General features: G+C 62.1%; 19 protein-coding genes and 1 tRNA gene. 10 read left to right on the top strand and 10 right to left on the bottom strand.

Annotated elements, in window-relative coordinates; genetic code table 11:
* Positions 1 to 31 precede the first annotated feature (31 nt).
* From PPN31114_RS20860 to PPN31114_RS20845, 4 genes are all read right to left on the bottom strand, one after another.
* Entirely contained in the window at positions 32 to 1324 is a 1293-nt protein-coding gene (locus tag PPN31114_RS20860; RefSeq protein WP_150681427.1) for an NCS2 family permease, read from the bottom strand.
* 90 nt (positions 1325 to 1414) lie between these two features.
* Entirely contained in the window at positions 1415 to 2458 is a 1044-nt protein-coding gene (locus tag PPN31114_RS20855) for a porin (RefSeq protein WP_150681426.1), read from the bottom strand.
* Positions 2459 to 2823: 365 nt separating this feature from the next.
* Entirely contained in the window at positions 2824 to 3711 is an 888-nt protein-coding gene (locus PPN31114_RS20850; protein WP_150681425.1) for a hypothetical protein, read from the bottom strand.
* 894 nt (positions 3712 to 4605) lie between these two features.
* Positions 4606 to 5445 carry a metal-dependent hydrolase gene (locus PPN31114_RS20845; protein WP_150681424.1) on the bottom strand — a complete coding sequence of 280 codons (840 nt, stop codon included), beginning with the start codon at positions 5443 to 5445 and terminating at the stop codon, positions 4606 to 4608.
* A 151-nt stretch (positions 5446 to 5596) separates the two neighbouring features.
* Between PPN31114_RS20845 and PPN31114_RS20840 the strand changes: the two genes are divergently transcribed.
* The 3 genes from PPN31114_RS20840 (at position 5597) to PPN31114_RS20830 (ending at position 9577) form a co-directional block, all read left to right on the top strand.
* Complete coding sequence (locus PPN31114_RS20840; protein ID WP_246182671.1) at positions 5597 to 6247, top strand: TetR/AcrR family transcriptional regulator; 651 nt, start codon at positions 5597 to 5599, stop codon at positions 6245 to 6247.
* Positions 6248 to 6316: 69 nt separating this feature from the next.
* Entirely contained in the window at positions 6317 to 7924 is a 1608-nt protein-coding gene (locus PPN31114_RS20835; RefSeq protein WP_150681423.1) for a Na/Pi cotransporter family protein, read from the top strand.
* 450 nt (positions 7925 to 8374) lie between these two features.
* Positions 8375 to 9577 carry an arabinose transporter gene (locus tag PPN31114_RS20830; RefSeq protein ID WP_150681422.1) on the top strand — a complete coding sequence of 401 codons (1203 nt, stop codon included), beginning with the start codon at positions 8375 to 8377 and terminating at the stop codon, positions 9575 to 9577.
* Here the strand turns inward: PPN31114_RS20830 and PPN31114_RS20825 are convergent.
* Complete coding sequence (locus tag PPN31114_RS20825) at positions 9552 to 10451, bottom strand: PhzF family phenazine biosynthesis protein (RefSeq protein ID WP_150681421.1); 900 nt, start codon at positions 10449 to 10451, stop codon at positions 9552 to 9554. The genes PPN31114_RS20830 and PPN31114_RS20825 overlap by 26 nt on opposite strands.
* A 548-nt stretch (positions 10452 to 10999) precedes the next feature.
* Here PPN31114_RS20825 and PPN31114_RS20820 point away from each other — a divergent pair.
* The gene (locus PPN31114_RS20820; RefSeq protein ID WP_150681420.1) at positions 11000 to 12310 is read left to right on the top strand and encodes an MFS transporter; all 1311 of its coding nucleotides are present in this window, start codon (positions 11000 to 11002) and stop codon (positions 12308 to 12310) included.
* A 185-nt stretch (positions 12311 to 12495) separates the two neighbouring features.
* On the opposite strand, the gene PPN31114_RS20815 is transcribed toward PPN31114_RS20820, so the two are convergent.
* The 5 genes from PPN31114_RS20815 to PPN31114_RS20795 all read right to left on the bottom strand — a co-directional run bounded on the left by PPN31114_RS20815 (position 12496) and on the right by PPN31114_RS20795 (position 17689).
* A complete protein-coding gene (locus PPN31114_RS20815) occupies positions 12496 to 14736 on the bottom strand; it encodes an NADP-dependent isocitrate dehydrogenase (RefSeq protein WP_150681419.1) in 2241 nt (746 codons plus the stop codon).
* A gap of 465 nt (positions 14737 to 15201) precedes the next feature.
* A tRNA-Val gene (locus PPN31114_RS20810) sits at positions 15202 to 15276 on the bottom strand.
* Between the two features lie 255 nt (positions 15277 to 15531).
* Positions 15532 to 16269 carry a DNA polymerase III subunit epsilon gene (gene dnaQ / locus PPN31114_RS20805; RefSeq protein ID WP_150681418.1) on the bottom strand — a complete coding sequence of 246 codons (738 nt, stop codon included), beginning with the start codon at positions 16267 to 16269 and terminating at the stop codon, positions 15532 to 15534.
* Between the two features lie 77 nt (positions 16270 to 16346).
* The gene (rnhA, locus tag PPN31114_RS20800) at positions 16347 to 16793 is read right to left on the bottom strand and encodes a ribonuclease HI (RefSeq protein WP_150681417.1); all 447 of its coding nucleotides are present in this window, start codon (positions 16791 to 16793) and stop codon (positions 16347 to 16349) included.
* Positions 16794 to 16804: 11 nt separating this feature from the next.
* Entirely contained in the window at positions 16805 to 17689 is an 885-nt protein-coding gene (locus PPN31114_RS20795; protein ID WP_150681416.1) for a methyltransferase domain-containing protein, read from the bottom strand.
* A 14-nt stretch (positions 17690 to 17703) separates the two neighbouring features.
* Between PPN31114_RS20795 and gloB the strand changes: the two genes are divergently transcribed.
* The 6 genes from gloB (at position 17704) to PPN31114_RS20770 (ending at position 25390) form a co-directional block, all read left to right on the top strand.
* Entirely contained in the window at positions 17704 to 18531 is an 828-nt protein-coding gene (gene gloB, locus PPN31114_RS20790) for a hydroxyacylglutathione hydrolase (protein ID WP_150681415.1), read from the top strand.
* A 351-nt stretch (positions 18532 to 18882) separates the two neighbouring features.
* Complete coding sequence (locus PPN31114_RS20785; RefSeq protein ID WP_150681414.1) at positions 18883 to 20562, top strand: transglycosylase SLT domain-containing protein; 1680 nt, start codon at positions 18883 to 18885, stop codon at positions 20560 to 20562.
* 224 nt (positions 20563 to 20786) lie between these two features.
* Positions 20787 to 20969 carry a hypothetical protein gene (locus PPN31114_RS26225; RefSeq protein WP_174988304.1) on the top strand — a complete coding sequence of 61 codons (183 nt, stop codon included), beginning with the start codon at positions 20787 to 20789 and terminating at the stop codon, positions 20967 to 20969.
* Positions 20962 to 21723 (top strand): lasso peptide biosynthesis B2 protein, encoded by a 762-nt coding sequence (locus tag PPN31114_RS20780; RefSeq protein WP_174988301.1) that lies wholly within the window; start codon positions 20962 to 20964, stop codon positions 21721 to 21723. The genes PPN31114_RS26225 and PPN31114_RS20780 overlap by 8 nt, the downstream gene beginning before the upstream one ends.
* Positions 21724 to 21821: 98 nt before the next feature.
* The gene (locus PPN31114_RS20775) at positions 21822 to 23573 is read left to right on the top strand and encodes an asparagine synthase-related protein (protein ID WP_174988298.1); all 1752 of its coding nucleotides are present in this window, start codon (positions 21822 to 21824) and stop codon (positions 23571 to 23573) included.
* 86 nt (positions 23574 to 23659) lie between these two features.
* A complete protein-coding gene (locus tag PPN31114_RS20770) occupies positions 23660 to 25390 on the top strand; it encodes an ABC transporter ATP-binding protein (RefSeq protein ID WP_174988295.1) in 1731 nt (576 codons plus the stop codon).
* The last annotated feature ends 76 nt before the right edge of the window (positions 25391 to 25466 follow it).

The raw sequence follows: 25466 nt of genomic DNA, 5'->3' as shown, positions 1-25466 counted from the left end.
TTGCAGCGATGCCTGCCCGTCTCGCCGGTTGTTATCCCGGGAAGAACGCGTACTTCAGCACGAACAGCACGGCGATGACCCATGCGGCCGGGTGCACTTCCTTGGCGCGGCCCGTGAACAGCTTGAGCACGGCGTAGGAGATGAAGCCGAAGGCCAGACCCGTGGCGATCGAGTACGTGAACGGCATGGCGAGGGCGGTCAGGGCAGCCGGGGTGGCTTCCGTGATGTCGTCCCATTCCACGTCGAGCAGTTCGCGCAGCATCAGACCGGCGACGTAGAGCAGGGCCGGAGCCGCTGCATATGCCGGGACCGAGCCGGCCAGCGGGGCGATGAACAGCGCCAGAATGAACAGCCCGGCGATGGTCAGTGCCGTCAGACCCGTACGGCCACCGGCTTGCACGCCCGAGGCGCTTTCCACGTAAGCCGTGGTGCTGCTCGTGCCCAGCAGCGAGCCGAAGAAGATGGCGATCGAATCGGCGAACAGCGCGCGGCCCAGGCCTTTGTAATGCGTGCCTTCGAGCAGACCGGCGCGCTTGGCCACGCCCATCAGCGTGCCGGTGGCGTCGAACACTTCAACCAGCACGAAGGCCAGAATCACGTGTACGAAACCAGCGTGCAGGGCACCCGGAATGTCGAGTTGGAGGAACGTCGGCGCCAGGCTCGGCGGCATGGCGAACACGCCCTGAAACTGGTTCAGGCCGAGCACCATCGAGAGTACCGTCACCACGAGAATGCCGATGAGGATGGCACCGCGCACGCGCAGCGCATCGAGAACAGCAATCAGGAAGAAGCCGAAGATGGCGAGCAGGGCTTGCGGCGAGTGCAGGTCGCCCAGACCGATCTTGGTGGCCGGGTTGGCCACGACGACGCCAGCGTTACCGAGCGCGATGATCGCGAGAAACAGGCCGATACCAGCGGCAATTGCACAGCGTAGCGATTTGGGTACCCCGGCAATGAGCCAGGATCGAACGCCGGTGACGGTCAGGATAATGAACAGACACCCTGAGATGAAGACTGCGCCTAGCGCTTGCTGCCAGGTGTAGCCCATTGCCCCCACGACGGTAAACGCGAAGAACGCGTTCAGGCCCATCCCCGGGGCCATACCGATCGGGTAGTTAGCCACGAAGGCCATGATCACCGAGCCAATCGCCGCCGCCAGACACGTCGCCACGAACACGGCGCTTTTGTCCATGCCGGTGGTGCCGAGAATGTTCGGGTTGACGAAGATGATGTAGGACATGGTGAGGAAGGTCGTGAGACCTGCCACCATTTCTGTCCTGACATTGGAGCCATGCTCCTCGAGTTTGAAGAATTTGGTCAGCAACGTGCGCTCCTTTTCACTTTGTTATGCCGTCGTCCGTGTGCAGCGGGGGCGCGCGCATTGTACTGCGCGCGCGCCGTGCTGCCGAGTTTGTCAGAACTTGGTACGCATGCCCACCCCGAAAGTATTGCCGACTTCGAGGCCGGAAACCTTGTCGTTGAGGTAAGCGGCATACAAATCGGTGCGCTTGGAGAGGTTGTAGTCGTAGCCGATGGCCCAGGTGTTGCGGCTCACGTTGTTGGCGCCTGAATTCTTGGTGTAAGCCCACGACGCCATGATGTTGCCACCGCCCAGCGGCACGGACACGCCGAGCTGGCCGCCGTTGGAGGTCAGGTTGCCGCCGGTGATGTTGTTCTTGATGTACTGATACTGACCGTAGAGTTTGACGATCTGGAAGTCGTACGTAAGACCGGCTTGCACGGCTTGTTGATTACGGAAGCCGGTGATGCCAGCCTGATCGTCGGGCACCGCGTCGAATTTCACTTGTTGGAACGCGACGGTGGCAGCGAGCGGGCCATTGAAGTACATGGCGGCGGCGCTCCACTTGTTCTGGCCGGATTCGCCTGCTTTGTTGCCGAAGGCGTACGAGAAGCTGGCGCCCAGGCCCTTATAGTCAGGCGTGGCGTACATCACGCCGTTGCTCCACCCGGAATCGCCCACGATGCCTTGACCGGCTTGGCCGAGGAACGTGTGATACACCATCGGGCTGAAGGTATAGGAGTCGATAAACGGGTTGAACAGAATCGTCGACACGAAGTACGACGTGGTCAACCGGCCCATCGTGACGGTGCCGAGCGTGTTTGACTGAAGGCCGACGTAGGCGTTGCGCGAGAAGAAGCTGTCGCCGGTGAAGCGGCCGTAGTTACCGCTTTGCGGGAGGAAGAAGTCTTCCAGGACGAAGATGGCCTTGAGGCCGTTGCCCAGGTCTTCGTTACCCTTCATGCCCCAGTACGACGTGGACATACCGCCGCCGCCTTGCGTCCATGCCCGTTCGCCGCCGGGTGTTTTCACTGCGCCGACCCAGGCGTCGACCTGACCGTAAAGCGATACGTTGGATTGTGCTTGTGCCGCCCCTGCCGCTGCACCACAAACCGCGAGGGCGAACGCGCCCCGCAGCCATCCCGCTGCCTTGCTCATGAATGTGTCTCCATCTCGTTTTGATTTGTGCGTGTACCTTAGGCAGCTTGGTCACCGATGTTTTTCAGGGGCACGCCCGAGTCAATTCTTTTTGACTTCACTTCGCGCGGTATCGGTACTGCTTTAAGGCGTGATCATTATTATCAAGACGGTAATGGCGAAATATCATCCGGCTTTGATACTCGGTATTACGTTGTGAACGGCATACGTCGCGGGTTAACACCGAAGTTTTCTGAAAAAACTTTCCTAAAAAAATGGCCGTCACGGTGGACGGCCTTAAGTCTCTTGAATCGCAGTGTTGATTCTTGAGACAGCAGGAAACGGGTATTGCGTCGTAGTTTTAGCGCAACGTTGGGGCAAACGCTTTATCGCGGCGTCGCCAGTGAGTACGCTGTGGCTTGCGTCGGGTGAGCGTGCATTGCCGTCGAAATTGAACCAGTTTGGCTTGGGGCGAACGCGTTCATCGACTCAACGAATTGTTGCGCTCTATCGTCAAAGGGCATTGGCTCCTCGCCAAGGTCCAACGGCAACTCGCTAACTTGCTCCGAGGGGAACACGCCGACTTGCTCCGGCGGGGCCACGTCAACTTGCTCCGATGGGAACACACCGACTGGCTCCGACGGGGCCACGTCAACTTGTTCCGAGGGGGACACGTCAACTTGCTCCGGCGGCAGCTCGGCAACTGGCTCCGGCGGGAACACACCGGCTGGCTCCAGCGGCAACACACCGGTCGGTTCGTGCGGCAACACGCCGACTGGCTCGGCCGTATTCTCGGGGAATGTGCCGACATCACCGCCATGTCCGAATACAGTTTGCTGAACCGCTTGGGCAACGCTATCTCGGATTTTGGCCAGCGGCCCCGAGTCTGAAGCGAGACTCATGAGACTGCGCGCAGCGTTGATAAATACCCGATCAAGGTTCAGGCTAATTTGCTGGCAAAACGCCGCGACGATTTCACGGTTGGCCTCGGAGTCGTACGATTCCCCGCCTTGGCTGTAATAGCCGCCGGGCGCTACGGGAGCATACGCCGCAGGGGGTGACATCGCTGGCCGCGTGACAACAGTGTGGTGCGGTCTGCCCCACGACGGCCTTCCGATCGACGGCCGAATTACGATCGGCGGCCGAATTACGATCGACGGTCGCATTCCGATAAACGGCCGCGCTCTATAACTTGGGTACTCCGGCGCGTTGCTCTTCAATCCGCTGTAGAAACTCTGGGTGCGGGGCTCAAAAGCGCCATTGACTTCACTCATCGCTTATCTCCAAGTGATTTCCAGAGAGCCCGAAAGACGGAATTGTCTTTACGGCTCGCGTTCAATTTGTCACGCAAATCGAACGCAACGATCAAAGTCACCTGAACTTGGGATTTGCCATTGCAGTCATGTGAAAAACCTTTGGCGGCGTATTAGGAAATTGGCGTTTCATGCCGTTGCGGTGCGTTGGCGTTGCATCTGCCAACGTCTGCGGTCGGCCGCCGGCCCGGCCCCCGTTTTCGTCGCTCCCCGTTAATCGCTTTGGAAAACGGGGGCCGGGCCGACGGCTCGTCACACGCCTCCACATCGTCGCACCCTCCCACACTCCACTCGTCGCCACGCTCACCCACTCCCCCATACCGATAACACCGCCTCTTCCAACGCCAAGGCTCTCGCCAGTCGTCCCCACGTGCTTCGCATCTGCTGGTGACGACCGTCGAGAGCCTCGACACTTCCGATGACGCTTCTCTACGCCCGGTTCACCAAGGCCGTCATAGTAAAAACCGACGGGAATCAACGCGATCCGGCCTCTCGAAGCGCTTACCTGACCCGACCCCGGGAGCAAAGAAGTTCCACGGGCATATCGAGGGTCTCGGCGGCCATCCCCAGCAGATGCAAAGCACGTGGGGATGGTCGCCGAGACCCTCTGCGTTAGACGAGGCGGTGTTATCGGGATGGGGGAGTGGGTGAGCATTGCGAGGCGGGTAGGGCGATCGGGTGCGACGATGCGCTGGCGTGTGACGAGCTGTCGGGTCGCCCCCCGTTTTCCAAAGCGATTAACGGGGAGCGACGAAAACGGGGGGCGGCCCGGCGGCCGACCACTAACGTGCGCGTCACCACACCCTTGGCGCACCAAAAAGATCACCGCAAGCCACTAGCGCAATGACGCGTCAATCACCGCACCGCCCGCCATTCAGCGTTATGCGCAGCCAACCAGTCCTCAGCCAGTGCCGGATCACCGTGATTATTCGGATGAAACCCCGTCGACATGTACTTCAGCATCGGCCCGGTACAGCGCCAAACCACTCCATCGCGCCCGAAGAACATCGTCGTGAAACCCCACCACGTACTCGGCTTGAACAACGAGCCGTCACGCCACAAATTGCTGATCGTCTGCGCATGACTCTCCAGCGCGAACATGATCAACACATACACATACGTGAGAATGCGCATACGCTCGCTGCCACCCAAGGCGCGATACAGATCGAATGCCACCGCCTTGTGCTCGGTCTCTTCCGCCGCGTGCCAACGCCACATCAGGCGCATCTTCGGCTCGGCCTTCGCCAGCCAACGGTCATAACGCAACGCGCCATCGCCAAACACCGCCGTGCAATGCTCATACGCCGCCGTCACCGCCAACATGTACATCGGCGAAAGCTTGCGACGTCGCGCAAATTGAATCCGGCGCGTTGCCCAGTTCTCCCAATGATTCACCAATCCCTGCTTGGTCAACTGCGCGTTGTACTGCCCATGCAAATGACGATGCGTTGCCTCCTGCCCAATGAACTGCGCAATGTCAGCGCGCAACTTGTCGTAGCGCGCATCCTCGGGCAGACGATCCATCGTGTCGCGAACCGAGTCGATAAACGATTGCTCGCCGACAGGGAAACTCATCGACAGCGCGTTGTAATACATCGTCCGGTAGGCGTCGCCGCTGTGCCAGTAGCGGTCGAAGCCGCTCGCCAGATCAACCGTCAGCTTGCGAACGGTAAGGGCGGAAGTGTCGGTAGTCATGGCGTTGGCCTCTCGAATGGGGTTGCCGGAATCGCTGCCGCCGGTTTCTTGTGACACCAGCGAGTCGTTACTTGAATTCCGTAGCGAATGTGAGCATTATTCATTTCTCGCGTGCTTTGCCGCAACTCGCTTCCCGCTCAGGTTTTTCGACATGTCCACACCCAAATCGCCCGCACCGCTGGGTGCCCCGTCCACTATGCGAAAGCGGCCGATGCAGGCCCGCGCGCAACACACGGTGGAGACCATTTTCGAGGCGACTGCTCAGGTTCTCGATGAGGAAGGCGAGGGCGCGCTGACCACCAATCGCATCGCCAAAAAGGCCGGATTCTCGATCGGCACCCTCTATCAGTACTTCCCGACAAAGGAAGCCATCCTGCTCGCGATGATTGCCCGCGAGCGCCGTCGCGTGATGGATGAGCTCAACGAACGGCTCGCGCGCGCGGCAGAGGAAGGGGCCGACCCCGAGCGTGTGATTCGCGAACGGCTGCGTGTGCTGATCGAAGCCTTCGGCTCAGGCGGACGCGTGAAACGCTCGCTCATCAAGATGGCATGGCAACTCGATCATCACGAAAACATCATGCAAGCCCTGCGCGAAGCGTCGGAGCACATCGCCATTGCCATGGCGCGGCGCGATGCACCCGGCATGCGCCCGCCCACGGCCGCGACGGTGTTTGTGCTCACCCGCGCCGTCATGGGAACGCTGCGCTCGGCAGCGCTCGAAGACTCGCCGTTGCTTGGCACTCCGGAATTCGAAGACGAGCTTTACCGGTTATGCTGGGGCGTTTTGCGCGCAGACGTATGAGTTTGGTTTGACGGTTGTTCGAGCATCGCTTAGCTGTCTTCCCCCCGTCGCACAAAGGAAACGCGTTCCATGGGCGAAATCGTCAAGGCGGTAAGCATTCTGGCCGGCGGCGTCGGCATCTTTCTGATTGGCATGTCGATGATGTCCGACGGGCTGAAACTTGCCGCCGGACCCGCCCTCGAACGCATCCTCGCCGGTGCCACACGCACGCGCTGGCAAGCGTTTGCCTCAGGCGTGCTGGTCACCGCCATCACGCAGTCGTCGTCGGTGGTGACCATCGCCACCATCGGCTTCGTCAACGCCGGTCTGCTCAAGCTCGGCGGCGCGCTCTGGCTGATGTTCGGCTCGAACCTCGGCTCGACGATGATGGGCTGGATCGTCGCCGTCATCGGGCTGAAGTTCAATATCGACGCCTTTGCCTTGCCCATGATTGCCGTCGGCGTCGCGTTACGCCTCACGGGCTCCGGTTCGCGGCGGGGTGCGATCGGCGGGGCGCTCGCGGGTTTCGGCTTACTCTTCTTCGGTATCTCGCTGCTGCAATCGGCCTTCATCGATATGGCCGGCGCGATTCGCATGCCGGACGGCGAAGGGCCGCTCGACGTATTGCTGCAAGTGGGCGTCGGCTTCGTGCTGACGTGCATCGTTCAATCGTCTGCCGCGGCCATGGCGATCACACTGACCGCCGCGCAGAACGGCATGTTGAGCGCGCAGGGGGCGGCTGCCGTCGTGATCGGTGCGAATGTCGGCACGACGGTCACCGCCGTCATCGCGGGCATTGGCGCGACGCCCAACGCACGGCGGGCCGCTATGGCGCACGTGGCGTTCAACGTCGTCGCGGCATTGGTGGCATTGCTGCTGCTTCCATGGATGATCGGCGCGATTACCGCCGCGATGCGATGGCTCGGTTACGCCGATGACCCCGCGATCAAACTCGCCATCTTCCACACCACTTTCAATGTGCTCGGCGTGCTGCTGATGATTCCGCTCGCTACGCCGTTGTTGCACTGGCTTGAGCGGCGCTTTCGTACCCGCGAAGAAGACGAGGGCGCGCCCCAGTTTCTCGACGATAACGTGCTGCAAGTGCCGCAACTGGCGGTAGAAGCCCTGAAACACGAAGTGGATCGACTCGGCGATATGTGTCGCCACATGGTGCGCGGCGCACTGCTTGGCACGAGTGCGGGCGCACTCTCGCAAGAGCACGCCTCGGTGACACGGCTGGGCGGCGCTTGTCAGACGTTCGCGGAACGCATGAGCCGCGTGGCGATGGAGGCAGGGGCGGCGCAGGCACTGGCCGATACGTTGCGCACATTGCGCTATTACGAAAGTGCCGCCGAGCAAGCCGTGGCTGCCGCCGCGTTGCGCGATCAAACGAACACAGCCACCGGACTGACCGATGTCTACAACGCGTTCGTGCGCGAAGCGACGGCGTTGCTCGATCACGTGGAAGGCGACGCGTTGCCAGCCGATGGCGGCCAGTCGCTCACGACGCATGCGTCGGCGATGGAAGCGTCTTATGGCGGGCTCAAAGCGAAGCTGCTCGCCGACGGAGCAGCAGGCACGGTACGCATTGCCGTGATGGAAGAAGCGCTGCGCCGCTACAGCGCCTTGCGCCGCGCGCTGCAACAAACGGTGAAGGCCAGCACGCGGCTGGCGCGAGGCACCGATCCGATCGATTGATCGCCATGCGACCACGGTGAGACAGCGGTAAGACAGCGGCAAGACAGCGGCAAGACAGCGGCAAGACAGCGGCAAGACAGCGGCGCGCGCTGTTGTGACCATGCGTCACCTCACCTTGCGTTACGGGAAACGTCCCGCTAGAATCCGCAATTGATTGATGGCAGACGGTGTCGATTCATGTGACTCACATGATGATGTGCCGGTGCCACGTAAGCGTTCACGTCAACCAACGCATTCTCCGCGACAGCGGTCGGTCAGTCCGGCTTATCAAGCGAGGGATGTGCGTTCGTATGGCGATCGCCGGACAGTGTTTTCCATTGCACCGGCTCTCTTCCGCGCTGCGTATCTCCTTCTCCTGATTCCCCCGGTGACTCTCTGTGTCGCGGTCGTTCGACCGCCGGCTAGCGTTTGATTTGTCATGCGCGCCGGTCTTACGTGGAGTCTTTTCGTATGTCGTCTTCTGCCGCATCGCCCGCTCAGGCGGCGCTCGCACCCGCTAACGCCACGGCGTTGCTCGTGCGCTTCTCGCTCAATGTGTTTCTCGCATGCCTGACCATCGGCATGTCGCTCTCGGTCGTGCCGCTATTCGTGCACGACACGCTCGGATATCACAACGTCGTCGTCGGCTTCGCCGTCGGCATTCAATCGCTCGCGACGGTGCTCACGCGTAAGTTCGCGGGACGTACCGCCGATCAGCGCGGCGCACGGGTCGCGCTTCAGCGAGGGCTGTGCTTTGTCGCGCTCTCGGGCGTCGCGCTGCTCGCCACCGGGTTGCTGGCGCTGCCCGCTGCGCCGCGTCTCGGTGTACTCACCGTCGCGCGCCTGTTGCTTGGCGTTGGCGAAAGCCTTGTTATCACCGGCACGCTTACCTACGCCATCGGTAGTCTCGGTGCGCCGCAGTCGGGGCGCGTGATGTCATGGACGGGGGCCGCCATTTTCGGCGCGCTCGCCGTGGGCGCGCCGCTGGGGCTGACGCTTTACAACGTCACGTCACTCGCCGCTGTCGCCGTTGCTATCTGCTTGTTGCCGCTCGTCGGATGGTGCGTCATCGCGCGCATTCCGGCAGTCGCGCCTGCGCACCACGAAGGCGGCGCATTGCCGTATTCACAAGTGCTGCGCATCGTCTTTCTGCCCGGTCTCGCCCTCGCTTTGCAAGGCGTCGGCTTCGCCGTGGTCGGCGCATTTGTGGTGCTGTTCTTCGATTCGGCACGCTGGTCGGGGGCAGCACTGGCGTTGTCGGCGTTTGGGGCGGCGTTCGTGTTGATGCGCCTCATCGGCGGGCGCTGGCCGGAGCGGTTCGGCAATCTGCGTGTCGCGCAGATTTCGATGTTCGTGGAAGCGCTGGGACTGTTGCTGGTCTGGCAAGCGCCGGGCGCAGGGCTGGCGTTGTTGGGCACCGCACTCGCTGGCGCCGGTGCGTCGCTGATCTTCCCTTCGCTGGGTATCGAAGTCGTCAAGCGCGCACCGGCGGCGAGCCGCGGCACAAGTCTGGGCACGTATGCCGCGTTTCAAGACATCGCCATTTTGCTGACCGGGCCGCTCGCAGGGGCCGTGGCCAACCCGTTCGGCTACCGCGCCGTGTTTCTTTGCGGCGGCATCGCGGCGGTGCTGGGCGCGGTGGTGGTCGTCACATTGCGTGCACGTCGCCACTGATCCAGCACCCGGCACCGGCGTCGAGCGGGTCGCGTAACGTCACGGTGATGGCAGACGGGTGTCCCATCGCTACCCCCTGACGCACCACGACGCCACGCTCACCCGGTGCCAGCCAACCGTAACGGCGCGCGCCGTAAAGCAGTGCGGCGGCCGCAATGCCAGTCGCCGCATCTTCCGGATATCCCGACGAGCGCGGGAACTGGCGCGCTTGCAGTACGGGCAGTGTCTTGCCGTCGCCCGCCGATTCCCGCGCGCAGGGGTAAAGCCCGGTGGAGCCAATGGCGTCGCAAGTGGCGAGCATGGTCGAAAAATCGGGTTGAAGCGCTTGCAGTTGTGCCACGCTGCGCAGCGGGACCAACGTCTTGACCCGGCTCGTGGCCGCATTGCAGATGCCTTCGAGGGCAATGTCGTCGGGCGAAATTCGCAACGTCGCGCAGATGGCGGCGATCGCGCTCGCGTCGAGAATCGGTTCCGTGCGTCCCGCCGGTTGGCTCACTTCGATATGTTCGCCGTCGGCGGCTAACTGGCCGTCGACCAGACCGCTTAACGTCTCGATCTTCACGGGCTTGCCGTCCCAGCGCCCCTCACGGCGCAACACCCATAGCGATCCCAGCGTCGCGTGTCCGCACATCTCCATTTCATGATTCGGCACGAAGAAGCGGAAACGCCAGGCGTTGCCCGCATTCTCCGGCGCCATGACGAACGCACTTTCGTGACCGTAATGCGCCGCGACACCGCGCATCTCATCAGGGCTCATCGCATCGGCGTCGAGCACGATGGGGGCAGGGTTGCCGCCATTGGCAGCGGCAGGGAAGACGCTCACCAGCGAGACGGTGGCGGGAGTGGCGAGCGAGGGCGGGGTGTGCGGCGTCATAGGCTTGCGAAGTTCGTTATCTACCAAAGATCTACGAAAGATTACGCGCTGCGCTGGCGGCGCGTAAGTCTCCTCGGAAAGGTATTTTCGGATTCCGCCGTGCATTGTCTTGCGTGTCAGCGGCCGTATCGACCGCAGGTCGCGGGAATGCGTGGCTGACAGCGACGCGAATGACGGGCAATGTCAGCGCACGCAATGCGTCACATTGTTGCGACACATGAAGCCAGATACGCTTTCGGAAAATAACCATTGACTGAATCAGTGCTCGAAGTCGAGCGGCGCTCGATGGTTTACAATCGCGCCGGCCTCCCAAAAACGAAAGGGGATGGCAGGGTGAGAACCGTGGCGCACCGGCCTATCCGGCCGAGGCGCGACGTCCGGAGACAATGCCTCCGGACCCCGTGTGATGTATTCCCATTACACGAGAATCGTGCGGTCTGAGAGAGCAGTCGAGTGGGTAAGGCGGCGTGATCGGTGCGAGTGGTCCGTGGGCAGCGTTGCAGTAGCAGTTTTGGCTGCGAGGGCAGCCAACGATCGAAGTGGAGACCATGAGTACTATCGCTAGCGGTACCAATACCGGCGCACGCACGCGCGAAATCGAGGCGCAAGCCTACGCGAAAGCCACCTGGCGTTTGTTGCCATTCCTGTTCCTGTGTTACGTCGCGGCCTACCTCGACCGCGTGAACGTGGGCTTCGCCAAGCTGCAAATGCTGAACGATCTTCAGTTCAGCGAGACGGTGTACGGTCTGGGGGCCGGCATCTTCTTCATCGGTTACTTCTTCTTCGAAGTGCCGAGCAACATCATCATGCACAAGGTCGGTGCGCGCCGCTGGATCGCCCGCATCATGATCACGTGGGCCGTACTCTCGGCCGCAACGCTGCTCGTTAAGACGCCCACGCAGTTCTATCTGGTGCGCTTCTTCCTCGGGGTGGCCGAAGCCGGTTTCTTCCCGGGCATCGTGCTGTACCTCACCTACTGGTTCCCGGCACAGCGCCGTGGCCGCATGAACGCGCTGTTCATGATCGGCATTCCTATCGCCGGTGTGTTCGGCGGCCCGCTCTCGGGTTGGATTCTCGCGGCGTTCAACGGTGTGGGCGGCTGGGCTGCCTGGCAATGGCTGTTCTTTATCGAAGCCATTCCGTCGGTGATCCTCGGCGTCGTCACGCTGATGTACCTGCCGAACGGCATTCGTGCGGCCAAGTGGCTGACGGACGAAGAGAAGACGATTCTCGAGAACAACATCGCCCAAGACAGCGCTGGCAAGGCCCAACACTCGATCGGCTCGGTGTTCACCAACGGCCGCGTGTGGCTGATGGCGCTGATCTACTTCTGCTGCATGATGGGCCTCTACGGTATCGGCTTCTATCTGCCGACGCTGATCAAGGCTAGCGGCGTGAAGAATGCACTCGACGTCGGTCTGCTGACGGCCATTCCCTACGCTTGCGCCGTGGTGAGCATGATTACCGTGGCTCGTAGCTCGGACCGTACGCGTGAGCGTCGTTGGCACTTCGCGATCGTGTCGTTCGCTGGCGCGGTTGGCCTGTATCTGAGCACGGTGTGGGGCAATAACGTGCCGCTGGCCATGGTCGCGCTGTCGATCGGTACGGCAGGCATGCTCGCCACGATGCCGGTGTTCTGGACGTACCCGAGCGCATTGCTCGTGGGCGGCTCGGCGGCGGCGGCCATCGGCATGATCAACTCGATCGGTAACTTGGCCGGTTTCGTGAGCCCGTTCATCATTGGCTGGCTCAAGGACGTGACGCAAAGCACGAACGCAGGCATGTACTGCGTGTCGGCGGCCCTTGCGCTGGGTGCCGTGCTGGCACTCACGCAATCGAAGGAACAGGTCAACCGCTGATGCGGTGGCTGTAGGTCATCGTTACCCGGCACTGATCGGGTGACGATACAAACAAAAAAGCCGGCAATTGCCGGCTTTTTTGTTGCTACTTGCGATGTTGTGATGCCGGTAGCGGTTGGGCAGCCCGTCAGAGCCGCCCATGCCTCGGTGTCACGCAGGCTCGCGCCTGCCTCGCTGTGCCGCTATTACGCCTTGGCGACGCTTTCCAGCGCAGCGTTGAACGTCTTGCTCGGGCGCATCACCTGATCGAGCTTCGCGAAGTCCGGCTTGTAGTAGCCGCCGATGTCGGTCGGCTTACCTTGCACGTCGGCGAGTTCGCCCACGATGGTCTTCTCGTTTTCGGTCAGTTGCTTGGCCAGCGGTGCGAACTGCTTGGCCAACTCGGCGTCGTCCTTCTGAGCGGCCAGTTCCTGTGCCCAGTACATCGACAGATAGAACTGGCTGCCGCGGTTGTCCAGCTCGCCAGTCTTCGGCGACGGACCCTTGTTGTTGTCGAGCAGCTTGCCCGTAGCAGCGTCGAGCGTCTTGGCGAGAATCTTCGCGCGCTCGTTACCCGTCTTGATGCCCAGGTCTTCCAGCGACACGGCCAGCGCCAGGAATTCGCCGAGCGAGTCCCAACGCAGGTGGTTTTCTTCCACCAGTTGCTTGACGTGCTTCGGTGCCGAACCGCCAGCACCCGTTTCGTACATGCCGCCACCGGCCATCAACGGCACGATCGACAGCATCTTGGCGCTGGTGCCCAGTTCCATGATCGGGAACAGGTCGGTCAGGTAGTCGCGCAGAATGTTGCCGGTCACCGAGATGGTGTCCAGACCGCGGATCACGCGCTCCAGCGTGTAACGCATAGCGCGCACTTGCGACATGATCTGGATATCGAGACCGTTGGTGTCGTAATCCTTCAGGTACGTTTCGACCTTCTTGATCAGTTCGGCTTCGTGCGGACGGTACGGGTCGAGCCAGAACACGGCCGGCATGCCCGAGTTACGCACGCGGTTCACGGCGAGCTTCACCCAGTCGCGAATCGGGGCGTCCTTGACCTGGCACATACGCCAGATGTCGCCGGCTTCCACGTTTTGCGAGAGCAGCACTTCGCCGGTCGCGATGTCGACAATGTTCGCCACGCCGTCTTCAGCGATTTCGAACGTCTTGTCGTGCGAGCCGTACTCTTCTGCCTTCTGCGCCATCAGGCCCACGTTCGGCACCGTACCCATCGTGGTCGGGTCGAAGTTGCCGTTGGTTTTGCAGAAGTTGATGATTTCCTGATAGATACGCGCGAACGTGCTTTCCGGAATCACAGCCTTGGTGTCCTTCGGACGACCATCGGCACCCCACATCTTGCCGCCGATACGGATCATGGCCGGCATCGAAGCGTCGACGATCACGTCGTTCGGCGCGTGCAGGTTCGAGATGCCCTTGGCCGAATCGACCATCGCCAGTTCCGGACGGTGCTCATGGCACGCGTGCAGATCGCGGATGACTTCTTCGCGCTGCGTGCTCGGCAGCGTTTCGAGCTTTTCGTACAGATTGACCAGGCCGTTGTTGACGTTCACGCCCAGTTGGTCGAACAGCTTGCCGTGCTTCTCGAAGGCGTCCTTGTAGAAGATCTTCACGGCGTGGCCGAACACGATCGGGTGCGAAACCTTCATCATGGTGGCCTTCACATGCAGCGAGAACATGACACCGGTCTCGCGCGCATCTTCCATCTGTGCTTCGTAGAACTCGCACAGTGCCTTCTTGCTCATGAACATGCTGTCGATGATTTCGCCGTCGAGCAGCGAGACCTTCGGCTTGAGCACGATCGTCTTGCCGCTGTTGGTGACGAGTTCCATCTTGACGTCACGGGCGCGATCGATCGTCATCGACTTTTCGCCGTGATAGAAGTCGCCATGCGTCATGTGCGCCACGTGGGTACGCGAAGCCATGCTCCACTTGCCCATGCTGTGCGGGTGCTTTTTGGCGTAGTTCTTGACGGCGAGCGGGGCGCGGCGATCCGAGTTGCCTTCACGCAGCACCGGGTTCACGGCCGAGCCGAGGCACTTCGAGTAACGCTTTTGAATCGCCTTCTCTTCGTCGGTCTTCGGGTCTTCCGGATAGTCCGGCACCTTGTAGCCCTTCGATTGCAATTCTTTGATCGCGCTCTGAAGCTGGAACACCGAAGCGCTGATGTTCGGCAGCTTGATGATGTTCGTGTCCGGGTTTTGCGTCAGACGGCCCAGTTCGGCCAGGTTGTCCGGCACGCGCTGGTCTTCGGTCAGGAACTCGGGGAACTCGCCGAGGATACGGCCCGAGACCGAAATGTCGCTCGTGTCGACCGCCACGCCGGCCGGCGCGGTGAACGTACGAATGATCGGGAGGAAGGAGCTCGTGGCCAGAAGCGGAGCTTCGTCGGTCAGGGTGTAGATGATGCTGGGTTGCTGCTTACTCATCGCGAAGTCTCGAATCCAAGAATCAGGAAAAGGTGGGGGAACGCCGCCGACTGGAAACAGCCCGGTAGCCATGTGCGAATTTCCCTGATTGTGACACGGGTCGGGGGCAAAACTGAAATGCCTTTTCGTAATGTGAAGGCTTAGGTCTTATATAAGACTTGCCCTATAGCCCCCGTCGGACCGTGCAAACGCCCGCAGCATGCGGCACTCGGCCCTTGCGGCGGACGCGCGGAACGGGCGAAGCGGCGCATGCGATGGTTCGCCGGTGGGCGTGAAACGAAAAATGCGAACGGATCGTCGCGAAAAAGCAAGCGCAACAACGCGTTTGACGACGTTTTGATTCGCTTTGGTGATGCTTGGGAATGAAATTGCGCGAGAGGGAGTTGCGCAAGAATCAGTATTTCGGAGGAGGGCTTTTCCGTCTCGGGGACTGACTCACCGCTGAGTCGGAAAAGCCTGAAATACTGGTGGGTGGTACAGGGATTGAACCTGTGACCCCTGCCGTGTGAAGGCAGTGCTCTACCGCTGAGCTAACCACCCAAATCATTAACTAAATCAATGACTTAGTGTTGATTGCTGAAGCTTTCGTTTCGCAATCAGGAGCAGAACTTTAACTGTTTTCGTAGAAGTCTGCAACCTTTCTTTTTAATCTTTTTTGCTGCCGCCGTGACGATATCTCTCGATCACTTCACGCCGTTTCTTGCGATGACTCGCAAGCAGCAAAGACAGCAATTATAGGGACGTTTGTTGCGCTTGGGAAGGGGTTCTTGCGAAAAAATCGCAAAAATTACCGGCTCACGCAGCGGGTGCCGCTTCGCCTTCCGGCGGCGCCGGTTCGGTGCGCCACACACACGTGCCTTTCATCCCCTTGTCGATCTCGCTGAGGACGCCGTCGTGCAGTGCGACTTCTTCAGCCGCTGCCTGAACGACCGGCAATTCGAACTGACGCAGCGAAATTTTTTCGCGTTGCGCACCGCCTTCTTCGTCGTCGTCACCCGCGTCGATCACCAGACTCTTCTGCCCGCGCGTCATGGCCAGGTACACGTCGGCGAGCAACTCCGCGTCGAGCAAAGCGCCGTGCAGCGTACGGTGCGCGTTGTTCACGCCAAGGCGTTCGCAAAGCGCGTCGAGCGAGTTGCGTTTGCCCGGGAACATCTCGCGGGCGCGCAGCAGCGTGTCGATCAGGCTCGAGCAATGCTCCATGAACGGCGGCCAGCCCAGGCGGCTGAATTCCATGTCGAGAAAGCCCAAGTCGAACGCCGCGTTGTGAATGATGATCTCGGCACCACGGCAGTACTCGCGCAGCTCTTCGGCGACGTCGGCAAACTTCGGCTTGTCGGAGAGGAATTCGGTCGTCAGGCCGTGCACCGCCAATGCGCCCGGATCGCTGTCGCGCTCAGGGTTGATATAGAAGTGCAGGTTGTTGCCGGTCAGGCGGCGATTGACCAGTTCCACGCAACCGATTTCCAGCAGGCGGTCACCCGTCCTGGGGTTCAGGCCAGTGGTTTCGGTATCGAGAATAAGTTGTCGCATGGTGTTCGGTATGTTTCGGAATTGGCGTACTGCGCGGGGCGGGTGTTCAGCCAGAATCTACGCAGGAAGGGCAGGGCTTACGCCCCGCGCAGACTCTCGACGCCGCGATTGGCCAACTGGTCGGCGGCTTCGTTGCCCGGGTGGCCCGCGTGGCCTTTCACCCAGCGCCACTCGATGTCGTGCTTCTGCGAGACGGCATCGAGCAACTGCCAAAGGTCGGCGTTCTTCACAGGCTCTTTCGCGGCGGTTTTCCAACCGCGCGCCTTCCACCCATGAATCCACTCGCTGATGCCCTTTTGGACATACTGCGAATCGGTATGAAGCACGATGTGGCAGGGCTTGTTCAGCGCTTCGAGCGCGCGGATCACCGCGAGCAGCTCCATCCGGTTGTTGGTCGTGTTGGCTTCGCCGCCGAACATTTCCTTGCGGTGTTGCCCCGCGACGAGCAGGGCGCCCCAGCCACCGGGGCCGGGATTGCCTTTGCAGGCACCGTCGGTATAGATATCAACTTGCGGCAAGGTCATCTCTCAAACAATCAATCAGGCAGGTCGGCCACTTCGGCAATCTTGCGATGCGTCGTATTGGGCGTGGCCACCGGCGCCGCAGCCGGCTGGAGGCCGAGTATACGCTTGCGTACTTTGCCGACCAAGCGCATGCCGCGCACGCGCTTGACCGCACGCACCGCGTAAAGCGCTCCGAAGATCGGCCACCAGCGGTCGCCGGCCGGCTCCATGAAGTCGAATCGTTGCAACCAGTGCTCGCCTCGCAGCGGCGGGCGGTAGCAACCGAAACGGCCGCGGTCGATGTCGAACGACAGCAGCTTGAGCCAGTCTTTAAGTCGGGTGAAGGCAATGAGATCGGCCCCGGGCGGCAGGAACGGCGCACCGGCCAACTTGCCCAATTCTTCGCGCGCGCCCCACAGACTCAAATTGTTGAAACCGGTGATGATCACTTGCCCCTCGGGCACGAGAATGCGCTCGACTTCACGCAAAATGTCGTGCGGGTTTTCAGCAAATTCAAGCACATGCGGCAACACGACGAGATCGGTACTCGCCGTCGCAATGGGCAACTCGTCGAAGCGGCTGACAAGGATGTCGCGCGTGACCATCTCGGGCATGACGGGCGACGCGCTCTCGCACGAGCCGTTGCCGGTGAGGATAGTGGTATCGGTGGTGTCGCTGGCCGCCTTGGTCATGAGTGGCGGGGCTTCCGCGCCGCGCGGCGCGGTGAGGACGAGGCCCCGGTAGGGCATGCGGTTCTCGCGCAGCGTATCGAGCTCGGGGCGGCCAAGTTGCAGCGCGTGATAGCCGAACAGATCCCCGACCCATTGATCGAAGAGGGCCTGTTCCCATGCGAGCGCGTAGCGGCCTGGCGGTGAGACGAGCCAAACGGGCCAGTCTATAATCGGACGTTCTGACATGGTGGCGAGTATATATGGATGCGCACGCAGATGCGGTGACCGGGCAGTCGACCGGTACACTGACCGTCTTTCCGGTTCCCGCGTTCCAAGATAATTATCTCTGGGTCGTCGACAACGGCAAAGATGCCGTCGTGGTCGATCCGGGCGACGCCGCGCCGGTGCTCGCCTATCTCGATGCGCACAAACTGACGCTGCGCGCCATTCTCATCACGCACAAGCATGCCGATCATGTGGGCGGCGTCGATACATTGCTCGAACGCTTCGACGTGCCCGTGCATGGCCCGGCGCACGAGCCGATTGCCTGCGTCGATCACCCGCACAACGGCGGCGACACGTTCCATATCGATGCCCCGGCCATGACGCTCGAAGTGATCGACGTGCCCGGCCATACCTTGGGGCACATCGCGTACTTTCTGGGCGCAGGCCCGGCAGACGCGCCTCGGCTGTTCTGCGGCGACACCTTGTTCTCGTGTGGTTGCGGACGCCTCTTCGAAGGCACCCCAGCCCAAATGCTCGCGTCGCTCGACAAGCTCGTGGCATTGCCGCCAGCAACGCTCGTGCACTGCGCGCACGAATATACGCTATCGAATATTCGCTTCGCGCTGGCCGTCGACCCCGATAACAAAGCGCTCGCCGCGTGGCACAACGAAGCCTCGGCACTGCGTGCGGCCGGGCGACCCACGCTGCCGACCACGCTCGCGCAAGAGCGAGCCACCAACCCCTTCCTGCGCAGCGATGCCCCCGCCGTGGTGGCCGCGGCCGAAATCCACGCCGGCAGCACTTCGCTTTCGCGCGAAGCCGTCTTCGCCACCGTGCGCGGCTGGAAAGATACCTTCCGCTAATCGTGCGTACTAGTCGTGAGAACGTCAGGCTGTCAACAGCCTGACGTGTCATGGCTTCTGTTCTAAACCGAGCGTTGACACTTGCTCGCGTGCCTGCTCCTCCTTGTCTGATCGCCTCATCGATGATGTTTCGGTGTCATATCGATGGCATCGTATATGCGCAAAATGCGGGGAGCGCATGTGGCGAAGCGTTCACAAATCGGAGGTTCGATCTAAGGAATAACCCTGATTTTTCGGGCATTTTGGGCGTAAATTTGCAAAAAATTTAGGCATAAAGGTTGACGCATCCGAAGGGTTTCCTTAACATCCTTGCCAATTTCATGAAGATGTCACCCTATTCGAGCCCGATCAATGCGACTTATCGTTAGCTTGCTTCTGACGCTGCTTCTGGCGGCTTGTGCCAGTACAGCGCCACCTACAGGTGCATCGAATTCCACGCCCCAAGCGCAGAGTAAGTCGCCGCTCGCATCGAATGCCAAGGGCAAGCAACGTGTGTCGAGCGATCAGACGATCGACCTCGATAACGACTCGATCAACGATCTGGCCTACGGCAGCGACGATGCCGACCTCTGGGCCCGCATCCGCCACGGCTTCGCCATCCCCGATCTCGATACCGATCTCGCGCAGGACCGCACGCAGTGGTATGCGCAGCGCCCCGAATACGTCGAGCGCATGATCGAGCGTTCGAACAAGTATCTGTTCCATATCGTTGAAGAACTCGAGCGCCGTCATATGCCGACGGAACTCGCGCTGCTGCCGTTCGTGGAAAGTGCTTACAACCCGCAAGCGCTCTCGACGGCCAAGGCCGCGGGCATGTGGCAGTTCATTCCGAGCACGGGCAAGACGTACAACCTCAAGCAGAACATGTTCCAGGACGAGCGCCGCGATGTGCTCGCCTCCACCACGGCGGCACTGGACTATCTGTCGAAGCTTTATGCGATGTTCGGTGACTGGCACTTGGCACTCGCCGCTTACAACTGGGGCGAAGGCAATGTGCAGCGCGCTATCGACCGTAATCAGGCGCAAGGGCTGCCGACCGATTATCTGAGCCTGCGCATGCCGACCGAGACGCGTTACTACGTGCCGAAGTTGCAAGCCATCAAGAACATCATTGCGCACCCGGATCTCTACAGCGTGAAGCTGCCCGAGATTCCGAATCACCCGTACTTCGTGAGCGTGACCACCAAGCGCGATATCGACGTGGCGCTCGCGGCCAAGCTGGCCGACCTGCCGCTCGACGAATTCCGTGCGCTCAACCCGTCGTTCCGCAAGCCGGTCATTCTCGGTGCCGCACAGCCGCAGATTCTGCTGCCGTTCGACAGCGCCGAAGTGTTCCAGAAGCGTCTGAAGGGTTACGACAAGCCGCTCTCGAGCTGGACGACCTACACCTCGGCGTCGCGTGAGCGCCCGGAAGACGTGGCACGCAAGCTGGGTGTCGACGCTGCCGTGATCCGCTCGGTGAACAACATTGCGCCGCGCATGCGCCTGAAGGCCGGTTCCACGTTGTTGGTGCCGCGCTCGGACGATATCGATGAAGACATCAGCGCATCGGTCGCCACCAACGCCGTGTTGGCGCTGGAGCCGGATCTGCCCGATACCCGCAAGGTGATGGTGCGTGCCCGCAAGCACGACACGCTTGCCGCGGTGGCATCGCGCAGCGGCGTGTCCGTCGCGCAGATCAAGGGCTGGAACCACCTGCGCCGCGATACGCTGACCAGCGGCCAACTGCTGGTGTTGCACGTGCCGGTGAAGGATGCGTCGCGCGTGCTCGCCGCGTCGGCAGCCCCGGCCGCAGCCAGCAAGGATGACGACGATGCACCGCGCACGCGTCTGGTGAAGGGCAAGAACGGCAAGATGATTCGCGTGGTCGCCCAACGCCCGGCCGCCAAGTCGGCCAAGACGGTCGCGTCGAACACGAAGGCGGCACCGGCCAAGTCGGCGAGCAAGGCCCCCGCGAAGACGGTCGCCAAGACCGCAGCGAAGCCTGCCGCCAAGGCCCCGACCAAGGTGACGAAGACGGCACAGCGCTAAGCTGTCAGTTAGCCAGTATCACGAGCGGCCATCGCGCCGCTCGCACAAACAAAACGCCCGTGAGGAAGCCTTCACGGGCGTTTTGCTTTCCACCTCCGAAAACCGAAAAGACGTCGCCGCCGCGTCTCATCCGTTCGGAAAATTCCCATCAATGCACAGCTACCCGTTTCCTATGATGAAGACGCGGACGATGTCGTCCGTATTCATTCAATAAGGGGTGCTAAATGAATAAGGCCATGACAACGGCGAAAGAAGTGACCGAACTCGAATTGCTCGCCTCGGTGGATGCCACGCATGCGACGCGCGGCGTACTCGGCAACGACGCGGAGGGCATCACGCTGTTGCCGCTGTGCTTCAAGCCGCTTTGTATTCCCACGTTGCCACCCGTCACGGGGAGCAATGCCTGAGGTGTCCGACCCGACACTGATCGGCTCCGGCGCGTGTGCGGACGCGCCGGTTTTCCGCCATCTGGCACCCGACGTCCACATCGCAGGTATCGACCGGCACGTAGTGGCGCTCAACCTCTCGCACGACCGCTATTTCAATCTCTCCTATCACCATTCGCAGGCGTTGCGCCAACTGATCGGCTGGCCGCATGACGTCGGCATCACGGCCGACGATCTGCTCGCCACGCAGGCGATGTTCGAGGCGCAGGGCATTTTGGCGCCGATGGCACGCACCACACCAGATACTCGCATTGCGGCGCGCGATTTGGCACCGCGCGGCGGGTTCGATGCTTGGCTGGCGATGCCCGCCGATGTGGCGCGTGTGCCGCGGGTTCGCGATGTCGTGCGCGCAGGCTACTGGCTCTGGCAGGCCCAGCGCGTGACCCGGCGCGCGCGAATGCACGGTGTCGTCGATATGGTGACGCGCGCGCAAGCCGATCACCGAACGCAGTACGGCACGCCACAAGACTATTCGCCCTATGTGGCGGCGATGCACCGCGCCGCGCTCGTATATCCGCAATGTTCGCCGTGTCTGCCGTGGTATGCCGCGCTGGCCGCATGGTGCGCGCGCGACGGCCTGCGACTCCGGCTGGTAATCGGAGTGCAGCGTCAGCCGTTCTATGCGCACGCGTGGACCGAGAGCGATTCGCGTGTGATCGGCGACGACCTGCGCCGACGCGACCAACTCGCCGTGATCTACGAGACCCCGGCCTAAGCGGTCGCAGTGCCGCATCTGACGCGCGATGGATGCACGACGTCCCCGCGCGCGCATCGATTCTCCGAATCTTCACCCATCCAAGTACGGAGCCAGCCATGAAACTTGCCCGCCTACGCCCGGGACCCGCCGAGCGGCACGAACCTTTTCCCGACGCGGTGGTGATGCGCGGTCTCGACGGCGCGCCAGTTGCTCGCATTCGCCCGGGCGTCGACAGCACACGCCGTCATTCGAGCGGGCAGAGTGAATTGCTGGCGTGGTACATCAGCGGCACGTTGTTTCTCAAGGAAGACGGGCGGGAAGTGTCCACCGGGATGGACGTCGCGAGACTGGCACTTGAATCGCCCGAGCGCTTTGTCCAGCGCTACTGGGGGCACTACCGCGTGATCGTGCACGATCGTTGGCGCGGTACGACGATCGTGCTGTGCGACCCGTGCGGACATTGCCCGACGTACTACCGCTTCTGCCGGGACGGTGCCGTGCATTTGGCGGCGGACCCTGCGGCACTCGTGGACGAACATCCCAGCTTCGATAGCCTCGCGTTGAAGTCATTTCTCGTGCACGGCGATTTGGGCGGCGTGCAATGTGCGCTCTACGACGTCGAGCGCCTGCCGCTGGGACACGCGCTCTGGATACCTGAGCGCGGCGCACCGCAAACACGCGTAGTGTGGTGGCCGGAGTGGCGGATGCCGGATCAAGAAGCGCAGAACGTCGCGTCAGGGGAGGGCGTGCTGCGGCTGTTACGGCGCTCGGTCGAGCGTAGCGTCGGCGACCGGCCTGCGGTGCTGGAGCTCTCCGGCGGCGTGGAGTCGACATCGCTGGCGCTGGCACTCGCGGAGTCGGGCCGTGCGCATGCCTGCACGGCGATCAATCATCGCGACCCGACGTCGCCGTCGAGCGATGAGTCGCATCATGCCGGGGGCGTCGCGCGACACGTGAGCATGGCCTTCGAGCGGCTCGATATCGATTGCACCGCGTTCTCGCCCGCGGCGGCGATTCCTCGTCTTGCGCGCCCCGCGCTGCATCTGTGCATGCTGGCGCAGCTCGACGCCGTGCGTGAGCGATTGCGTGACTACCATGGCCATCGTCTCGTGAACGGACACGGCGGCGACGCTATCTTTCTCGCTCCCCCGCCCAACGGGGCCTTCGTCGATGCACTGGCCGACGGGCAATGGCGGCGCGCGTTCAGCGCATGGCGGGACTTGGCCGTCATGCAGCGGCTGCCGTTGTGGGCGGTGGCGCAAGGCGCATTCGGGCAACTTCGTCAGCGTCATGCGAACCCCGATGCGGCGCTCTCGACCGGGCTGCTGACGACAGCCGCCCGCATCGCCGATACCCCGCGCACGGAACCGCTGGCGGCCGCCTGGCTATCTCGATGGGCGTTACGCATGCGTCCCGGCAAGCGGGCACAGATTCTGGGCATCCTCGGCAACTTGCGTGACGTGGAAGTGCAGCCATCGCTGGCGTCAGCGGGCACGGTGTTCCCATTTCTCACGCAACCGGTCGTCGAGGCAGGACTGGCGATGCCGACCTATCGGCTGTTCAACGCCATTCATAACCGGCTGCCGTTGCGCCGTGCCGCATATCTGGCGAGTGGACTGCCGAATGTGTGGCGGCGCGATAAGGGCGTGTTGACGGGCATGGTGGGGGCGGGCGCCGCCGCGAATCTGGCGCATGTCGAGGAGGTCTGTCTCGATGGCTATTGCGCGGCGTCCGGGTGGATCGACCGCGACGCGTGCCGCCGTGCGATCGGCCGCATGGCACACCATCATCTCGAATCCATGACGACGATTCGTCGCCTTTATGCCATCGAGATGTTCGTACGCGGTTGGCGCGCGGGCGCCGTATGACACGACAGGCCGCTTGGCGGGCGCTCGGTTTCGTCCTCATAAAGTTATGGGCGCGTGAGACGCAAACGTCGCGTCATCGACGCTGGGTGGTGATAGCCGCACTGGCTGCGGCGTTGATGCTCGCGTTGCGGCTGGTGGCCCCTTGGGTGCTTGGGCTTGCCGTCGATGCCCTGACGGGGGAGCGCGCCGTAGGCTTCGCGATGCCGTTGGCGGTGGGATATGTGGCGCTGTGGTCGGCCGCCGCCATCGGCGAGCGCGGCAAAGACTTGCTGATTCAGCGTGCCATGGAAGACCTGCGGCGGCGCACGGCGTTGGGGTACTTGTCGCGGCTCGTCGACTTACCGGCCCATCGCGCGCGTGAAGTGAATGCGGGGCAGGCACTCGATTGTCTCTTTCGCGTTGAAGTGGCGTTGCCCGTGATTGTGACGGGGTTGGTGTTCGGTCTGCTGCCGTTGGCCGTGCAAGTGCTCGCTACCGGCATCATCCTGACGCTCAACTTCGGCGCGATCTATGGCGTGCTGCTCGGTGTCACCGTGGGGGCTTATGTGCTGACGTTGCGCCCGTCGCTTGCGCGCGTCACACGCAGAGAGGCGCATGCGAACGAGATTTCACGCACCACGATGGGCGCGTTGGCCGACACGCTGGGTCAACTCGAATGTGTGAAGACGTTCGCGCAGGAACCTGCCGAAATCGAGCGGCTGTCGCAGCGGCTGCACACTCGCTACGTCGCGGCGCTTGCCACGGCGGCTACTGCGCAGGCCACGAGCGCGTGTCAGATGGCGATCATGGCGCTCGGGGTGTCGGCCATGACATTGTTCGCAGTTGGTGATGTGATGCGAGGCGCGGAGCCGGTCGGCACGTTGGTGCAAATCAACGCGTATCTGCTGCAATTTGCATTGCCTGCGGCGATGCTGGGGGCGTTAGTGTCGCAGGTGGCGAGGGCCTTGGTGAGCGTCGATGAACATTTGCGCGATGCCGCGAGCGACCCGGTGGCGCAGACGCAGCAGAGTGGCCCGGTGCGGTCGTCGCTTCACGAGGAAGCCGGTGAGATGGGGGCACGGCGTGGGTCATCGGAAAACGCCCCACGTATTCACTTCGATCAGGTCGGTGTCGATACCGCCGAGGGGATGCCCATCGTCGCGCGCGTTAGCCTTAGCATCCGCCCGGGAGAATACGTGGCCATCGTCGGTCCTTCAGGCGCTGGCAAATCCACGTTATTGCGTTTGATGGCCGGTCTCACATTGCCGACGCACGGGCAGCTACATATCGACGGACATCCGCTGGACAGCGCCTCTGCGGCAGCACTGCGCCGCGTGACAGGCTTCGTCACACAGGACTGCCGCCTGTTCGATCGGACGGTGTTCGAGAACGTGGCTTACCGGGCCGGGTTACCCGACACAGCGCTGCCCGACGCTCACGACGTTCGCGACGAATTTACACGCGTCACGGCGGTCGCAGAAGTGCCGCAAACGATCGCCGTCGCGGGGCTGTCCGGTGGCGAGCGCCAGCGCGTGAACATCGCGCGCGCCTTGTGGGGACGCCCACGGTTGCTGCTCTTCGACGAGCCGACCGCCGCGCTCGACGCGCTCACCGAAGCCCGCATTCTCAGCCGTCTCGCTCACGAACGCGCAGGGGCAACCTGTGTCGTCGTGGCGCACCGGCTTGCGGCGATTTGTCGCGCCGATCGCATCGTCGTGATGGAGCAGGGGCGTATCGTCGACATCGGCGATCACTCGGCGCTGCTTGCGCGCAACGGCCTGTACGCCCGCATGTGGCAGGCGCAGCAGGCCGATCTCATTGCTGAAACCTCCGCGTAATCCCTAGGTAGGTCAAGTCTCCCGTGCGCGCTACGGTAAGCCTTCCGTAAGCGTCAACGCGCACACTCGACCCAAA

Source organism: Pandoraea pneumonica (assembly GCF_902459645.1).
GTDB lineage: Bacteria > Pseudomonadota > Gammaproteobacteria > Burkholderiales > Burkholderiaceae > Pandoraea > Pandoraea pneumonica.
The sequence above is the reverse complement of the archived record's forward strand: the minus strand, read 5'-3'. Positions and strand labels throughout refer to the sequence as shown.

Bases quoted from the DNA above. Each gene is read 5' to 3' on its own strand.
- rnhA (WP_150681417.1), bottom strand. From the start codon at position 16,793: ATGACCTTGCCGCAAGTTGATATCTATACCGACGGTGCCTGCAAAGGC.
- dnaQ (WP_150681418.1), bottom strand. From the start codon at position 16,269: ATGCGACAACTTATTCTCGATACCGAAACCACTGGCCTGAACCCCAGG.
- PPN31114_RS20855 (WP_150681426.1), bottom strand. From the start codon at position 2,458: ATGAGCAAGGCAGCGGGATGGCTGCGGGGCGCGTTCGCCCTCGCGGTT.
- PPN31114_RS20775 (WP_174988298.1), top strand. From the start codon at position 21,822: ATGAAACTTGCCCGCCTACGCCCGGGACCCGCCGAGCGGCACGAACCT.
- PPN31114_RS20815 (WP_150681419.1), bottom strand. From the start codon at position 14,736: ATGAGTAAGCAGCAACCCAGCATCATCTACACCCTGACCGACGAAGCT.
- PPN31114_RS20820 (WP_150681420.1), top strand. From the start codon at position 11,000: ATGAGTACTATCGCTAGCGGTACCAATACCGGCGCACGCACGCGCGAA.
- PPN31114_RS20785 (WP_150681414.1), top strand. From the start codon at position 18,883: ATGCGACTTATCGTTAGCTTGCTTCTGACGCTGCTTCTGGCGGCTTGT.
- PPN31114_RS20835 (WP_150681423.1), top strand. From the start codon at position 6,317: ATGGGCGAAATCGTCAAGGCGGTAAGCATTCTGGCCGGCGGCGTCGGC.
- PPN31114_RS20850 (WP_150681425.1), bottom strand. From the start codon at position 3,711: ATGAGTGAAGTCAATGGCGCTTTTGAGCCCCGCACCCAGAGTTTCTAC.
- PPN31114_RS20830 (WP_150681422.1), top strand. From the start codon at position 8,375: ATGTCGTCTTCTGCCGCATCGCCCGCTCAGGCGGCGCTCGCACCCGCT.
- PPN31114_RS20780 (WP_174988301.1), top strand. From the start codon at position 20,962: ATGCCTGAGGTGTCCGACCCGACACTGATCGGCTCCGGCGCGTGTGCG.
- PPN31114_RS20845 (WP_150681424.1), bottom strand. From the start codon at position 5,445: ATGACTACCGACACTTCCGCCCTTACCGTTCGCAAGCTGACGGTTGAT.
- gloB (WP_150681415.1), top strand. From the start codon at position 17,704: ATGGATGCGCACGCAGATGCGGTGACCGGGCAGTCGACCGGTACACTG.
- PPN31114_RS26225 (WP_174988304.1), top strand. From the start codon at position 20,787: ATGAATAAGGCCATGACAACGGCGAAAGAAGTGACCGAACTCGAATTG.
- PPN31114_RS20795 (WP_150681416.1), bottom strand. From the start codon at position 17,689: ATGTCAGAACGTCCGATTATAGACTGGCCCGTTTGGCTCGTCTCACCG.
- PPN31114_RS20825 (WP_150681421.1), bottom strand. From the start codon at position 10,451: ATGACGCCGCACACCCCGCCCTCGCTCGCCACTCCCGCCACCGTCTCG.
- PPN31114_RS20840 (WP_246182671.1), top strand. From the start codon at position 5,597: ATGTCCACACCCAAATCGCCCGCACCGCTGGGTGCCCCGTCCACTATG.